The organism is Thioalkalivibrio sp. ALMg13-2, assembly GCF_000381185.1.
GTDB lineage: Bacteria > Pseudomonadota > Gammaproteobacteria > Ectothiorhodospirales > Ectothiorhodospiraceae > Thioalkalivibrio > Thioalkalivibrio versutus.
Genome location: NZ_KB906111.1, coordinates 37920 through 51764, shown reverse-complemented (window position 1 = coordinate 51764; position 13845 = coordinate 37920). Strand labels below are relative to the sequence as shown.

The window sequence follows — 13845 nt, the reverse complement described above, 5'->3', positions numbered from 1 at the left end:
CCGGACATGAAAAAAGCCCGGTCCCTTTGCAGGGGCCGGGCTTTCTTTGTTAACGGGCTGGTTACGCGATTAGCGCATCATGCCGCCCTGACCACCCTGTTGCTGCTGCATCTGTTGCTGCATTTGCTGCATGCGCTCGATCACGTCGTCGATATCGGCGTTTTCCTGGCGCATGGCGGCCATCAGGTCTTCACGCAGGGATTCCTGCGCCTGACGAATTTCCTGGTCTTCCGCGACGGCCTGCTGTGCTTCCTGCAGGTTCATCTGCGCCTGCTGCACGTCTTCGGACTGAATGACTTCCTGACGTTGCTCCGCGCTCAGATCGGGGTCGCGCAGCTGCTCTTCGGCGGATTCGAGGGTCTCCAGATCACGGCGCGGCTGGTAGCCGGCGGCCTCCATCTTGTCCAGCACCAGGTTCTCCAGTTCTTCACCCTTCTGTTCCAGCTGGGGGTTGTTCTCGATGGCCTGCTGCTGGGTCTCGGCGAGGGTCTGCTGGAGCTGCTGCATCTCCATCTGCGGGTTGCCGCCCTGGCCACCCTGCATGCCCATGCCGCCCTGACCTTGCCCCTGGCCCATGCCCTGGGCGATGGCGAGTGGGCTGGCCAGCGCGAGCGCGGCGGCGGCAATCAGTCCGGCGAGGGACTGGGAACGAATCTTCATAAAGTTTCTCCTTGTGAATACACGTACATCGTAGTCAATGGCACTTAACCCCAGCTTAACAAGCGTGGCCGAATCATGCGGGCCCGCCCGGGTGCCAGCTCACCCGGTCGCCGACGCGAAGGATCCCGGAATGCGCGACTTCAAGGCAAATCCCGCTGTCGAGACCGAGGGCTCGCGCGAGGTTGTCGCCCACTAGCTGGTTGAGATACCCACAGGGCGGGCGTGGCCGTCCGATCTTCAGGACCGCCTCTCCGATCCGAAGAAAGCCACTCTGGCGGGGTATGCGGTACCAGTCGGAGACCACGAGGTTGCGGCGATGTTCCCCGGGGGCGATCGGGCGGCCGCGGCGCTGTGACGCCCGTTGCAGTTCCGGGGCCGTGATCAGTGTGACCGGGCAGCTCTCGACCGCATGCCAATGCCCGCGATGGGTGGCGTAGCGATCGCCCCGGAGTCCGCTGCCGGCGATGGCTTCGATGGACTCGATCGAAGCCATCGGGTCGCCAGCCGCGGCACAGACGTGGATCGCCTGCAGGTGCGCGACGGGCAGACCGAACCACTCCGGGCGCCAGGCACGCAGTCGGTGGATCATTGCGGGAGGTCTCCTGGACGTCTGAACAGGGCTATATCGGGGGCAGGCAGGTCCAGTGTGCATCCCAGGCGGGTGGCAATCCACTGGAGTGTGGCCGGGCCGTAGAAGGCGACATGGGTGGGGTCGCGGCGATAGTGCCAGCGACGAAAGTCGGCCGCCGCAGGTGGCCATTCGGTCATCACGGCCAGGACCCCGCCGGGGCGCAGTCCCGCGACCATGGTTCCCAGCGTGTTCAGGGGCGTGTGCAGGTGTTCCAGGACCTCGGTGCAGGTAAGGATGTCCCAGCCGTCGTCGGGCGGATCGGGTTGTGCGGGGGCAAAGGCCGGGTCCCAGAACGCCATCGTGTAGCCCCGGTCTTGGAGCAACCCGGCGAGCACGGGTTGCGGACCGCAACCCCAGTCGAGTCCGTGGGCCGGGGGTGGCCGCGCCTTGACCAATGGTTCGATCAGTCGCTGCAGATGGGCGCGGTAGCCGGGATCATCCGGCCGGTTCTCGTGGGTCTGGTAGTACGCCCGCTCCACCTCGCGGCGGGGCCAGGCGTTGCATTCCAGCGCGATCACGCCGCAGTGCTGACAGCGTCGATAGTCTCCGGGCGAAGCGTCGCCGATGCCGCGGTGGTGAAACGGCCGGGTGGGCTGCCCGCACAACGGGCAGGCATCCGGGGCGGGAACGGTCATCGGCGCAGGTACCGGAACCACGAGGCGATGTTCAGCAGGCTCATCAGCGACTGCGACAGGTAGGTATAGGCCGCCGCCTTCAGGATGCGTTCGGCATGCGGGTAGTCGGGCGGGTGCAGGTAGTTGCCCTCGCGCAGCATCGGCATGGCACGGCGAAAGCTGGCGTCGAACTCGGTGGGCAGGGTGATGAAGTGGACCAGGGCGGCCAGGCCCATGGACAGCACCCCGGCCAGGAAGAACAGGATCCCCGGCGCCGGGTGCCGCGCCAGCAGCGTAATGAACGGAATGGCGATCAGCAGCCAGGCGCCGATTTGCTGGCCGTAGCGCGTCATTCCGACCAGCGTGCTGCGCATGCGCAGTGGCGCATAGCCCTGGGCGTGCTGTACGGCGTGGCCGACCTCGTGGGCGGCCACGGTAATCGCCGTCAGCGAGTGGCCGTCGTGGTTCTCCGGTGACAGGCGCACGGTGCGCGAGGCAGGGTCGTAGTGATCGCCGTCCTTCGTGGTTTCCACCTGGACCTTGTGCAGTCCGTGGCGGTCCAGCAGCTCGCGCGCCAGCTCCGCGCCGGTGCCATCGTAGCGGTCCGCTGGGCGGTGGTATTTCTTCATGGTGTGGCGGACCCACCAGCCGGGTGTCCAGGCAGCGAGCAGGAGCAGAGGCACAAGCAGGATCAGGAGACGCATGCGCTCATGATCTCCCGAAGCCCGAGCCGTCGGAAAGAGCCAGCGTCTCCCTGGGGCCTTGGGAGCGGGGTCGCCCGCGAAGCCCCTGCCCGGGAGTTGCCGCGGCAGGGGGGATTCGAGTGCGCGCCCCGCTCACGGACAAGCGCTTCAGTCGTCGGCCTCGTCGTAGTCGCCCTTGTGCTTCGGATTTGGGCGCGCCCGCCGGTCATCCGAGTAGTCGTCGCCATCCTGCTCGTTGGCCGGTTTCTCCTGCAGAAGCCGTAGATTGGCTGCCGGGGCGCCGCCGTCCTTCTCCCGACCGAAGTAGATGGTCTGGTGCGGGAACGGGATCTCGATGCCGGCGGCGTCGAAGTGCTTCTTGACCAGGCGGTTGAACGCGCGGCCCAGGCCGAACTGGGTGCCCGGCAGGGTCTTGATCCGGACCCGCACGTTGACCGAGCTGTCGGCCAGTGCGGTGACACCGTGCACCTCCATCTCGTCGAGGATGTTGGGTCCCTGGTCGGGATCCTGCTGGAGTTCCTTGAAGGCCTCGCGCAGGCGCACGATGACCTCGTCGATGTCCTCGCGATAGGCGACGCCGTATTCGCCGACGTGGTAGGCGAACTCGCGCATGTAGTTCGCGACCGCATCCACTGACGAGAACGGGATCAGGTGGTAGGTCCCGGAGAGGTCGCGGACGCCCAGCGAACGGATGGTCAGGCGTTCCACCACGCCCGTGGTGCCGGCCACCGTGACGACGTCGCCGACGTTGATTGCGTTCTCCAGCTGGATGAAGACGCCGGTGATCACGTCCTGCACCAGTTTCTGCGCCCCGAAACCGATCGCCAGGCCGAGGACACCGGCACCGGCCAGTAGCGGGCCGATGTTCACGCCGATCTCGGCGAGCACGATCATGGTGGTCATCACGATCAGCACGATGGCCATGGCGTTGCGGAAGATCGTCAGCAGCGTGGCCTCGCGGGCGGTCGGCTGCCCCCCCCCGGTATTCGGATTCATGCGGTGCTCGATCCAGCTGGCGAAGACCAGCCAGATGGCCAGAACGCCGAGCAGGATCAATGCTACAGAGATCGCGGTACCCAGCACCGCCATGCCCATGTCCGAGGCCAGCCATGTGGTCAGGCTGAATGCACCCCAGGCATCCGCGACCACGGCCAGCACGATCAGCAGGATCACCAGGCGCATCACCTTGAGCGCGTTGGGGATGTAGGAGTTCAGGCGCAGCTCCAGCGACGGAAACTTCTCCCGCGTCTCTTCGGGGACCCGAATCCGGCGGCCGATCAACTGGGTCAGGAGGTTCGCGACGAAGATGCCCACGAAGATGGCGAGCAGCGTCTGTCCGGTCGCCTTGGCCATGAAGGGGAGCGCATCTTCCGGCCGGGTGATGCTGACCACGGCCAGGGCCAGGAAGTAGATCAGGGCGATCCAGTGCCAGAAGTTCGCCAGCATCGAGACTAGGATGCGGGTGAAGGTGAACTGGGTCCTGTTCGCCAACGCCATCAGGCGGTCATGCACCCGCGTCCGGTTTTGCAGGATGATCACGGCGGCGTAGAGGAAAGCCGTCAGCATCACGATCAGGCCCAGGGAGCGCCCGGCCTCGGACGAGATCTGGTTGTTGGCGATTGGCACCAGTAGCAACAGGCCGTAGCCGATATACCCCACGATGCGGGCCAGCCAGGCGTTCCAGTAGGCCGCTTCGTCCCCGGCCATCGGCAGCAGGCGCAGGCCGTGGTAGCGCGTGGCGAAGATCAGGCGCAGGGCCGCCTTGGTCACTTCGATCAGCAGGAATGCGTTCAGGAACAGCGAGTGCCGGGTGTTCATCTCGCCCGAGTCGCCCAGCACGAACAGCGCCAGGGCATAGCCGGCCAGCCAGGCGAGGATGACGACAAGGAAGTCGATGGCGGCCGCCAGGAGCACGGCCGGCAGCGCCCGCATCAGGCGCATGTGCTCTGCGGCATTCAGCGCCCAGCGGTCGAGCGCCGTGAACAGCGGCGCACCCATCCGGCGTAGCACCAGGAACACGGCAACGGTGAACACGATGATGATGGCGAGATCGAGCACGGCCACCCCGAACACGGTTGGCTCGATCGCGCGGACGCGCTCGGCGATGTCCGTGGCGATCTCACTCAGGGCGCGGACCTCGGCCACGGTGCCCTCGGCCAGCGACTGGGTGAGCTGGGCAATCTGGCGCGCCACGGATTCGCTGTCGCCGGTTTCGACCGGGAGGTCATCCGTGGCGGCGTCCTTCGCGCTGGAGCCGTCGCCGGAGCGCAGGGCCTCGAGCAAGTCTTCGCGGGCCTCCTCGTTCTCCAGCGCGTCGATGAGCATCTGGCGCAGATCGCTGCCGGAATCCTGCTGACCGGTGTCCTGTGCGGACGCGGCCCCGAGGGGCAGGATCAGTAGGAGGGCGACAAGCACCAGCAGGCGGGAGAAGTCGATACGCGGCGCGCGCAGATGGGTCACGGCAAACCTCCATGTCTGGGAGGGACATCCTTGCGAGCCCCCGGTACGGTCAGTCAGTCCGAGGCAGTCTAAAGGCTGGAAGTTCCGCGCCACAATTTCGGTGGCCTGCGCACAGGCTTTATTCCAGCAGCATCGGATCCAGCCATGCGATGCCCAATTGGGCCATCTGCTGCTCGACCCAGACGATCCGTCGGTCAAGGTTGGGCCCCGGGCGGACCGGGTTCATGCGCCCGGGGCTGGGCAGGATGGCGGCCAGGCGCGCGGACTGGTGGCGATCGAGCTCGGTGGCGGAGATCCCGAAGTAGTGTTGGGCGGCGTTCTCGATGCCGTAAATGCCGGGACCCCATTCGGCCAGATTGAGGTAGATCTCGAGGATGCGCCGCTTCGGCCAGAGGGTCTCCATGCCGAAGGTGAACCCGGCCTCCAGCGTCTTGCGTGCCCAGGAGCGGCCGTGCCACAGGAAGAGGTTTTTCGCGGTTTGCTGGCTGATGGTGCTGGCGCCGCGCAGGCGCCCGCCGCGTGCGTGATCGCTGAGCGCCTGGCGCACCGAGCCCCAGTCGAAGCCGCGGTGGTTGGGGAAGTGCTGGTCCTCGGCCGCGATTACCGCCAGCATCAGATGGCGGGGCAGATCGTCCAGGCGTTGCCAGTCCGGGCGCCGGTTGGAGGCGGTTTGCCAGTCGGTTGCCACCACCATGGCCATGCCGTAGGGCGGGTCGACCCGGGCGAAGAGCACCACCAGGGCGAGCATTGCCCCGATTCCCAGCGCCAGGACGAATGCGGCCAGTCCGCCCGTCCAGTAGAGCAACCGGCGGAGCGGACGGCGCTTGCGGCGCGTGGCCACTACGGTCTCGCCTCTGGGCGGTGGGCGTGCGGATGGATGACTGTCCGGAGACGGGGATTCATGGGCTGAAAGGATAACCCCTGCGCTCGCCGGGCGGGATGGGGCGTGCCCTTTCTTCTCTTCTGGAAGCATGCGCGGCGAACTGTTTTGCCGTTTCGTGGCCCAATGGCGAAGGGGTGAGGAGGACGACCCCGGAATTCGCCTTAACAAGCCAACCGTTCGCGAAGGAGAGAGCCATGGACGTATTGCCCTATCGCTATGTCACCCCGAGCGGCGAGGCCGTGTCCTTCGACTTCCGTCTGCATCCCGAGACCGGTTCCGCGGTGCGGGTGCAACAGTTGCTGGATCGCCTGACCGACACGCTGGACAGCGAGATCGGCGTGCTGGGCGATACCTGCAATGGCGACGTGCTGCAAGCGCTGGCAATGGCCCTGGCCGTGCGCACGGAGATGATCCCGGCCAACCCCGAGATGACCCAGGATCTGGCGCGTGATGTGGTCGAGCGGGCGCTCAGATCCCTCGATGGTGCCCGGCACCAGCAGACCGGGCCGGTGGGGCATGCCTGAAAACCACCAGGACCAATATTCCGAGGCCCCGGGACGACCGGTGGTGTTCTTCGACGGCGGTTGTCCGCTTTGCCGGCGCGAGATCGGCCACTACCAGCGGCTCGACACTGCGGGTGCGATCGATTGGCGTGATATCCATGCTGATGCCACACCGCTCGACGCCTGGGGGATTACCTGGGATCGTGCGATGCAGCGCATGCATGCCGTAAGCGCCGACGGGCGCATTCGCAGCGGCGCCTGGGCCTTCGTGCTGGTCTGGCGGCACCTGCCATATTACCGCTGGCTTGGCGGTGTGCTGCACCGCCTGCCGCCGATCGTCTGGCTGATGGATCGCGTCTACAACGTGATTGCGCGTTATCGCTGGCGCTCGCGCTGCGACGATGGGGTCTGTCACCCGGACCGTTAAGGAGACGCTGATTTAATCGCACGTCCGCGTTGGTACCCCCTGTTTTCCGAGACAAGGCGCGTCGTGCAGCGGGTAGTGGTTCTACCCGCAAGCGGCGCAACGCAGGATCGGGGAACAGGGGGCACCAACCCCACAAGCCATTGAAAGCAGGGGCTCGGCCGCTTTTGCGTGGGAACTGCGTTGCGGTTCCCTTGTGCAGAATGACTGCACGGCAGTCACCGCGCCTTGTTCGCACGCAAAAGCGACTCGAGCGCGGACGCGCGATTAAATCAGCGTCTCCTTAAGGTGGCCCACGCCAAGCCGCATCTACCGGAGAAGACCTGTGCGGTATGCGGCCGCCCGTTCGCCTGGCGGCGCAAATGGGCCCGGTGCTGGGATGAGGTTCGCTACTGTTCGGACGCCTGCCGGCGTCGCCGTTCGGGGAAGATCGCGTGACGAAGCGCTTTGTCGTTCTGGTGTTCGGGATCGCCGTGCTGGCGGTGCCTCTGCCCCTGGTGGCGGGCGACCTGGCGGCTGAACGTGCGATCGTCGCGCAATTACAGGAACCCCACCGCATCCTGCTGATGCGCCATGCCCTGGCGCCCGGCATCGGTGACCCGTCGGGCTTCGATGTCGATGACTGCGCCACGCAGCGCAACCTGTCGGCTGAAGGACGCGCGCAGGCGCGCGCCAGTGGGGAGCGCCTGCGCGCGGCGGGCCTGGAGTCGATCCGGGTGTTCGCGGGTCCGTGGTGCCGCAATGTCGATACCGCGGCGCTCCTGGGATTCGGCGAGCCCGTGGTGCTGGAGGCAATGGGCTCGGTGTTTCGCACCAATGCCCCGCAACGCGAGCGGCGCATGCGGGCGTGGCGCGAACACCTGGCGGACGAATACCGGCAGACGGCGGGGCCGGCGGTCTACGTGACCCACCGGGCCAATATCATGGAGCTGAGCGGCCGCAGCCTTGGCGCCGGGGCGATGCTGGTCGCCGAGATCGACGCGCAGGGCAATGCCCGGCCGGTGGATCAATAGCCGCGCGACCCGAAGGCGCCGGGTCGTGTGCAAGCCGGCTTACAGACGGATCTCCACGCGTTCGGCGCCGGGGGCGTCGATGCCGCGATGGAGCAGCAGGGTGCCGCTGGCGTTCAGCAGTTCGGTGGTGAGCTGACGGAAGCGCACGACCGTCTCGGTCAGGTTCAGACGGCTCTCCAGCAGGTCGCGCTGGGCCTGGGAGACGGCCAGGGCGGTACCGGCGCCGACGCGAAACCGCGTCTGTTCCACCCGCAGCAGCTCTTCCTGCAACTCGACGGTCTCTTCCTGTGCCTGAATCTGTTCGCGGATGCGGGCGGCGTCGAACCAGGTGCCGCGCACGTCCTCGATGGCGAGTTGCTCCAGGTTGGCCAGGGTTTCCCGGATCTGCTGGCGGGTCAGCCGGGCCCGGGTGTGTTCGGCCTCGGCGGCGCGGTTGCCGATCGGCATCTCGAAGCGCAGGCCGGCCGCCAGGTCGTAGCCGTCGCCCTGGCGGTCGCGCCAGGTGCGGCTGAAGCTGTCCGCGTAGCCCGACTGGCCCAGGGTCACGAAGAAGTCCAGGCGCGGCAGCAGGCCGTTGCGGGTGCGCACGACCTCCAGCTGGTCGCGCTGGACCCGCAGTCGCGTTTCGTTGAGATCGGCGCGGTGGTCGCGGGCCAGCGCCACGTAGGCATTCAGGGGTTCCAGCGTGTAGCGTTCCAGGCCCGGCTCGGAGCTCGCCTCGAGCCGGGTATCCCACAGGCCGCCGTCGCCCTGGAGCAGTCGCGCGAGGCCGTCCTGCGCGCGGGCGCGTTCGGCGCGGGCGTCGATCAGGCCCTGACGGCGCAGCGCCACCTCGGCACGGGCCGACACGGCCTCGGTCTCGGGGCGGTCGCCGGCGGCGATGCGCCGCTCGGTCTGGTCGAGCTGCTCGCGGGCCACGGCCAGGGCCTCCTCGAAGATGGCGATCCGTTCGTCGGCCAACACCAGATCCCAGTAGCGTCCCTCGACGTCAGTGATCAGCTGTTCGACGAAGCCGCGGACCTCGTACTCCGAGGCCTCCACGTCGAGGCCGGCCTGGCGCAGGCGCACCAGGTTGGACTCGATACGCCCGCCGCGGAGCAGGGCCTGAGTCAGGCTCAGGCCCGCGCGGGTGGTGAACTGGGGTGCCTCCACGCGCGAGCTGGAACTGCGCGAGCTGCGTACGGAGACCGTCAGGTCCGTACCGGTTGGCAGCGACTGGCTCAGACCCGCCTCGCCAAAGCGCCGGGTAGTGGTTACTTCATCGGTTTCGCCGATCTGTTCCAGCTGGCGCACGCTCTGGTCGCGGCTAATCTCCAGCTCGGCGAACAGCTCGGGGTCGAACACCGCGCGTTCCTGTGCCTCGAAGGTGCCCTGGATCGCGGTTTGCAGGCGCTCGGCGCGCAGGCCGCGGTTGCCTTCCAGGGCGCGGGCGACGGCCTCCTCCAGGGACAGGGTCTCTTCCGCCACCGCCTCGCGTTCGAACGGCCGGGCGTCCGTCAGTGCCTCCGCGGGCAGGGACAGGCGCAGCCCGTCGGAGGCATCCGGCGCTTCAGAGGCGTGGGCCGAGAGGGCCAGCGCGAGCGCGACGAGGAAGGGCAGGGGAGTTCTAGGCATGATCCGTGGCGACTCGGTAGACGGGTTGCGGGTGCTCGCCCCGGCGGTGGAACAGCAGGTAGAGCGTGGGGATCAGCACCAGGGTGATCAGGGTAGACGAGAGCAGCCCGCCGATCACGACCCGGGCCATCGGGGCTTGGGCCTCGCCGCCGTCGCCCATGCCGATGGCCAGCGGCGACAGCGCCAGGATGGTGGTCAGCGTGGTCATCAGGATCGGGCGCAGGCGCTCGCCCGCGGCGGCCACGATGGCCGCTTGCAGTTCCATGCCGTCTTCGCGGTGGCGCCGCGCCATGCGGTCCACCAGCAGGATCGCGTTGTTCACCACGATCCCGACCAGCAGCAGGATGCCGATCAGCGACTGCACGTTGAGCGTGGTGTCGGTGATCAGCAGCGCGCCGGTTACACCAATGATCGCCAGCGGGATGGAGAACATCACGATCAGCGGGTCGCGCAGGGACTCGTACAGGCTGGCCATGACCATGTAGACCAGCAACGTCGCGAGCAGGGTGCCCAGCAGCAGTTCGGAGAACGCCGCTTCCTGCTCCTCGATGTCGCCGGTGACCGAGAAGTCGATTTCCTCCGGCAGCGGGATATCGGCCAGCGCCGCACGCACGTCGGCGGCGACCTCGCCCAGCGAGCGGTCGCCGATGTTCACGAACAAAGTGCTGATGCGCGCCTGTTCGCGGCGCTGGATGCTGTCCGGGCCGATCGCCGTATCGAACGTGACCAGGCTGCGCAATGCCACGCGTTCGCCGTCCTCGCTGCGCACGGTCAGGTTGAGGAGGTCGTCCAGCGAGCTCCGGTCGGCGTCGCGCAGCTGGACCCAGATGCGCGTCTCGTCGCCGCCCGCGCGCAGCTGGCCGGCGCCGGAGCCGCCCAGGGCGGTTTCCAGGGTCTGGGCGATGGTGCGCACGTCCACGCCGAGGTCGGCGGCGCGGTCGCGGTGGATGCGGGTGGCGAATTCCGGCTGCCCGCCGTCGGAGCCGACGCGGGTGTCGGTGACGCCGGGGACGTCCGCCAGCGCGCTCTCGAAGCGCTCGATGACGGCGTTCATCGTCGGCAGCTCAAAGCCGCGGACCTCGATGGACAGGCTTTCCTCGTCGGCGCCGCGCCCGAAGCCGCGGAAGAAAATCCCGCTGGAGGCGCGCACGCGGATCTCGACCCCCGGCGGGCTGCCCAGCGCGTCGCGCAGGGCCGCGGCGATCTCGTCGGAGGAGCGGCTGCGGCTGTCGCGCGAGCCGACCATCACGCGCATGTTGCCGGAGGCGGGCGAGGAGGCACGGAATGCCGAGGCGCCGGAGCTGGAGACCAGGTTTTCCAGTTCCGGGACCTCGTCGTGGATGATCGCCTCGAGGCCGGACATGGTGGCGTAGAGCTCTTCCAGGGGTGTGCCGGGCTCCATGGCGACATGCACGCGCAATTCGCCTTCGTCGGTGGCGGGCAGGAATTCCGTGCCCACGCCGCGCAGCCCCGCCAGGGCGATCATCAGCAGCAGGAGGCTGATGCCGATGACCATCCACGGCTGGGCCAGGGTGCGCCGCAGCAGCCCCTGGTAGCGTTGCTCCATGCGCGCGAGGGCACTGGTGTCGCGCTTGGGCATCGGGGCGCGGGCCATCAGCATCGGGACCAGGGTCAGCGCGACAATCAGTGAGCCCGCCAGGGCAAAGGCGACCACCGCCGCCAGCGGCTTGAACAGCTGGCCGGCCAGTTCCTCGGCGAAGAACAGCGGCAGGAAGATCGCCACGGTGGTCAGGGTGCTGGCGACGATGGCGGGTGCGACGCGCCCGGTGCCGCTGATGGCGGCCTCGGCGGCGGTCTGTTCGGCATGTTCCTCGCGCCGTCGGGCAATGCTCTCGATCACCACGATGGCGTTGTCCACCATCAGCCCCACGCCCAGCGCGATCCCGCCGAGTGTCATCAGGTTGAGCGAGTAGCCGCCGAAGTAGACCAGGCCGAAGGTGGCGATCACCGCCAGCGGGATTGCGGTGGCCGCCACCAGCGTGTAGCGGATGTTGCGCAGGAACACGAGCAGCACCAGCACGGCCAGTGCACTGCCGTAGAGGATCGAACGACCGACGTTGGTGATGGAGTTGCGGATAAAACCGGCCTCGTCGGTGACGGCGCGGATGTCGATCTGGGGGAAGTCGCGGTTCAGGCGCACCAGTTCGACGTGGACCGCCTCGGAGACCTCTACGGTGTTGGCGTCGGCCAGCTTGCGCACGGCGAGCTGCACGCCTTCCTCCTGGTTGACCCGGAACCGGCGGGTAACGCGCTGGTGGGTGTCGCGCACGTCGGCCACCTGGTGCAGGTAGGTCACACCGTCCTCGCTGCGCTGCACGATGGTGTCGCGGACCTCGTCCACCGAGCGGAACTCGGCCGGCGTGCGCAGGCGGTATTCGCGGCGCCCGTCCATGATCGGGCCGCCGGGGGTGATCACGTTGGCGTTTCGAATGCGATCACGCAGGTCGTCCAGGCCGAGGTCGATGGCCTCGATGCGTTCCGGGTCCACCTCCACGCGGACCTCGCGCTCCAGGCCGCCGAAGGTATCCACAGCTGCCACGCCGGGGATGCGTTCCAGACGCGAGGCGATACGGTTGTCGATCAGGGTGCGCAGGTGGATGGCGTCCAGTTGCGAGCCGATGCCCAGACGCATGATGGGCGAGTCCTGGGTGTCGAACTGGCGTACCAGCGGGCGATCGGCGTCATCGGGCAGGCGGTCCTCGATGCGCGCCAGGCGATCGCGCAGGTCGTCCACCGCCTGGCGGATGTCCGTGCCCCAGGCAAAGTTGATGCGGACGTTGCTGTTGCCCTCGGCGGAGGTCGAGCGGATCTCCTGGGCACCGGTAATGGCGGCCGCGGCCTGCTCCACCTGGCGCGTGACGAGTTGTTCGACTTCCTCGGCCCCGGCATTGGGGTAGGACGTCATCACCGTGACCACCGGGTAGGTGATATTCGGCAGCAGATCCACCGGCAGGCGGGTCAGCGCGGTCAGGCCGAGGATCACCACGATCAGGGCTACCATGCTGGTCAGCACGGGGCGGTGGACCGTTACGCGGGCCGGATTCACGGGGTGTCCGACTCGGGTGTGTCGTCTCCACCCGGCACGTTGCGCGGGTCGGTCACGCGCAGCGGGGTGCCGTCCGCGAGCAGGTGCTGGCCGAGCACGACGACCTCGGTGCCTTCCGGCAGCTCGGGTTCCAGCAGTTCGACCCAGTCGCCGTCACGCACGCCGGTAACCGCCTGATGGCGGCGGGCCTGCGGGCGTTCACCGCTGCGGTCCACGCTGAACAGGGTCGGGCCGGCCTCGCGTTGGATGATCGCGTCGCGCGGTATGGCCCGGACGGCGTCGCGTTCCCCCAGGGTAATGGCGGCCTCCACGAACATGCCCGGGCGCAGCTGGTCGCGTTCGTTGGGGATCTCCACCTCGACCCGCGCCTGACGCGAACCGGGCCGGAATTCCGGGGCGATGCGGGCGATGGTGCCGGCAAATCCGGCGTCCGGATAGGCGGCGGTGTAGACCTGTGCCCCCTGGCTCGGCGACAGCCGGCCGTAGTCGGCCTCGGTCACGGCCAGGATGGCGCGCACCGGCTGCAGCCGGACCAGCGCAAGTGCGGTGTCGTTGGCGCTGATGACCGTGCCGGGATCCACGTGGCGTTCGGCGACCCAGCGGGTGCTGTCGGCCGTACCCGCCTCGATGCGGGTGTAGCTCAACTGGATCTCGCGGGTGCGCAGCGCGGAGCGCCGCTGGCGGATCTGCGATTCGGCCAGGGCGACGCGCGTCTGTGCCAGGGCGAGTTCAGTCTCCGCGGCCTCCAGCTCCGAGCGCGACGCGATCCCCTGGTCGCGCAGCTCGCGGGTGCGCTGCAGTTCACGCCGGGTCGCATCGCGGCTGGCCAGGGCCTCGGCCAGGCTGGCCTCGGCGACTTCCAGCTCCGCCGCCGCCTGGGCCACGTCCTGCTCGAATTCCTCGGTATCCAGTTGCAGCAGCGGATCACCGGGCTCCACGCGGTCGCCCAGATTGACGAATACCTCGGCAACCCGCCCGCCTACGCGGGGGGTGATCTCGATCCGGTCGGCGCCCTCGATGCTGCCGGTGAAGCGCCGCCGTTCGACCAGGTCGCGGGTCTCGATGCCGGCGATGGCGACCGCGACCGGGCGGGTCTCGCCACCGCCCGGACGACCGGAAGAGGCCGCGTCGTCTTCCGGGCCCAGCAGCATCCAGACGAGGATGCCAGCGGCCAGGAGAAACAGGAGCGCGGTGATCAGTGTGGCGGGGCGGGGCATTGCAACTCGCTTGTTTGCGGGGTGGTCAGGTTAGAGTGTCGCGTGGTTGACTGAA

At 68.0% G+C, this 13845-nt stretch carries 13 protein-coding genes; 4 read left to right on the top strand and 9 right to left on the bottom strand.

Features of this window, described 5'->3' with window-relative positions:
- Nucleotides 1-69 precede the first annotated feature (69 nt).
- The 6 genes from F618_RS0109150 to mtgA all read right to left on the bottom strand — a co-directional run bounded on the left by F618_RS0109150 (nucleotide 70) and on the right by mtgA (nucleotide 5910).
- A complete protein-coding gene (locus tag F618_RS0109150) occupies nucleotides 70-660 on the bottom strand; it encodes a hypothetical protein (protein WP_018169586.1) in 591 nt (196 codons plus the stop codon).
- A 73-nt stretch (nucleotides 661-733) separates the two neighbouring features.
- Nucleotides 734-1249, bottom strand: coding sequence for an MOSC domain-containing protein (locus F618_RS0109145; protein WP_019568385.1), 516 nt, complete (start codon nucleotides 1247-1249; stop codon nucleotides 734-736).
- Nucleotides 1246-1896, bottom strand: coding sequence for a class I SAM-dependent methyltransferase (locus F618_RS0109140; protein WP_026331206.1), 651 nt, complete (start codon nucleotides 1894-1896; stop codon nucleotides 1246-1248). Before F618_RS0109140 ends, F618_RS0109145 begins: the two co-directional genes overlap by 4 nt.
- 26 nt (nucleotides 1897-1922) lie before the next feature.
- Entirely contained in the window at nucleotides 1923-2609 is a 687-nt protein-coding gene (locus F618_RS0109135; protein ID WP_019568383.1) for a zinc metallopeptidase, read from the bottom strand.
- Nucleotides 2610-2756: 147 nt separating this feature from the next.
- Nucleotides 2757-5069, bottom strand: coding sequence for a mechanosensitive ion channel domain-containing protein (locus F618_RS0109130; RefSeq protein ID WP_019568382.1), 2313 nt, complete (start codon nucleotides 5067-5069; stop codon nucleotides 2757-2759).
- Between the two features lie 118 nt (nucleotides 5070-5187).
- Complete coding sequence (gene mtgA, locus F618_RS0109125; RefSeq protein WP_018951766.1) at nucleotides 5188-5910, bottom strand: monofunctional biosynthetic peptidoglycan transglycosylase; 723 nt, start codon at nucleotides 5908-5910, stop codon at nucleotides 5188-5190.
- A gap of 236 nt (nucleotides 5911-6146) precedes the next feature.
- Here mtgA and F618_RS0109120 point away from each other — a divergent pair, with 236 nt between their 5' ends.
- The 4 genes from F618_RS0109120 to F618_RS0109110 all read left to right on the top strand — a co-directional run bounded on the left by F618_RS0109120 (nucleotide 6147) and on the right by F618_RS0109110 (nucleotide 7892).
- Nucleotides 6147-6476, top strand: coding sequence for a hypothetical protein (locus F618_RS0109120; protein WP_018650250.1), 330 nt, complete (start codon nucleotides 6147-6149; stop codon nucleotides 6474-6476).
- Nucleotides 6469-6882: a thiol-disulfide oxidoreductase DCC family protein gene (locus tag F618_RS0109115; RefSeq protein WP_018169593.1), complete on the top strand. Its 414-nt coding sequence runs from the start codon at nucleotides 6469-6471 to the stop codon at nucleotides 6880-6882. Before F618_RS0109120 ends, F618_RS0109115 begins: the two co-directional genes overlap by 8 nt.
- A 285-nt stretch (nucleotides 6883-7167) precedes the next feature.
- Nucleotides 7168-7317: a DUF2256 domain-containing protein gene (locus F618_RS16590; RefSeq protein ID WP_081620877.1), complete on the top strand. Its 150-nt coding sequence runs from the start codon at nucleotides 7168-7170 to the stop codon at nucleotides 7315-7317.
- Nucleotides 7314-7892, top strand: a complete 579-nt coding sequence (locus tag F618_RS0109110) for a histidine phosphatase family protein (protein ID WP_019568381.1) — start codon at nucleotides 7314-7316, stop codon at nucleotides 7890-7892. The genes F618_RS16590 and F618_RS0109110 overlap by 4 nt, the downstream gene beginning before the upstream one ends.
- A 39-nt stretch (nucleotides 7893-7931) precedes the next feature.
- Here the strand turns inward: F618_RS0109110 and F618_RS0109105 are convergent, their stop codons facing one another.
- The 3 genes from F618_RS0109105 to F618_RS0109095 are packed head-to-tail and all read right to left on the bottom strand — an operon-like array spanning nucleotide 7932 to nucleotide 13790.
- On the bottom strand, nucleotides 7932-9506 hold the full coding sequence (locus F618_RS0109105) for a TolC family protein (protein ID WP_019568380.1): 1575 nt from the start codon (nucleotides 9504-9506) through the stop codon (nucleotides 7932-7934).
- Nucleotides 9499-12573 carry an efflux RND transporter permease subunit gene (locus F618_RS0109100; protein ID WP_019568379.1) on the bottom strand — a complete coding sequence of 1025 codons (3075 nt, stop codon included), beginning with the start codon at nucleotides 12571-12573 and terminating at the stop codon, nucleotides 9499-9501. The genes F618_RS0109105 and F618_RS0109100 overlap by 8 nt, the downstream gene beginning before the upstream one ends.
- Nucleotides 12570-13790: an efflux RND transporter periplasmic adaptor subunit gene (locus F618_RS0109095; protein WP_019568378.1), complete on the bottom strand. Its 1221-nt coding sequence runs from the start codon at nucleotides 13788-13790 to the stop codon at nucleotides 12570-12572. The genes F618_RS0109100 and F618_RS0109095 overlap by 4 nt, the downstream gene beginning before the upstream one ends.
- Between the last annotated feature and the right edge of the window lie 55 nt (nucleotides 13791-13845).

Excerpts from the sequence above, each read along its gene's own strand:
- F618_RS0109150 (WP_018169586.1), bottom strand. The coding sequence starts at position 660 with ATGAAGATTCGTTCCCAGTCCCTCGCCGGACTGATTGCCGCCGCCGCG.
- F618_RS0109145 (WP_019568385.1), bottom strand. The coding sequence starts at position 1,249 with ATGATCCACCGACTGCGTGCCTGGCGCCCGGAGTGGTTCGGTCTGCCC.
- F618_RS0109135 (WP_019568383.1), bottom strand. The coding sequence starts at position 2,609 with ATGCGTCTCCTGATCCTGCTTGTGCCTCTGCTCCTGCTCGCTGCCTGG.
- F618_RS0109120 (WP_018650250.1), top strand. The coding sequence starts at position 6,147 with ATGGACGTATTGCCCTATCGCTATGTCACCCCGAGCGGCGAGGCCGTG.
- F618_RS0109115 (WP_018169593.1), top strand. The coding sequence starts at position 6,469 with ATGCCTGAAAACCACCAGGACCAATATTCCGAGGCCCCGGGACGACCG.
- F618_RS0109105 (WP_019568380.1), bottom strand. The coding sequence starts at position 9,506 with ATGCCTAGAACTCCCCTGCCCTTCCTCGTCGCGCTCGCGCTGGCCCTC.
- F618_RS0109095 (WP_019568378.1), bottom strand. The coding sequence starts at position 13,790 with ATGCCCCGCCCCGCCACACTGATCACCGCGCTCCTGTTTCTCCTGGCC.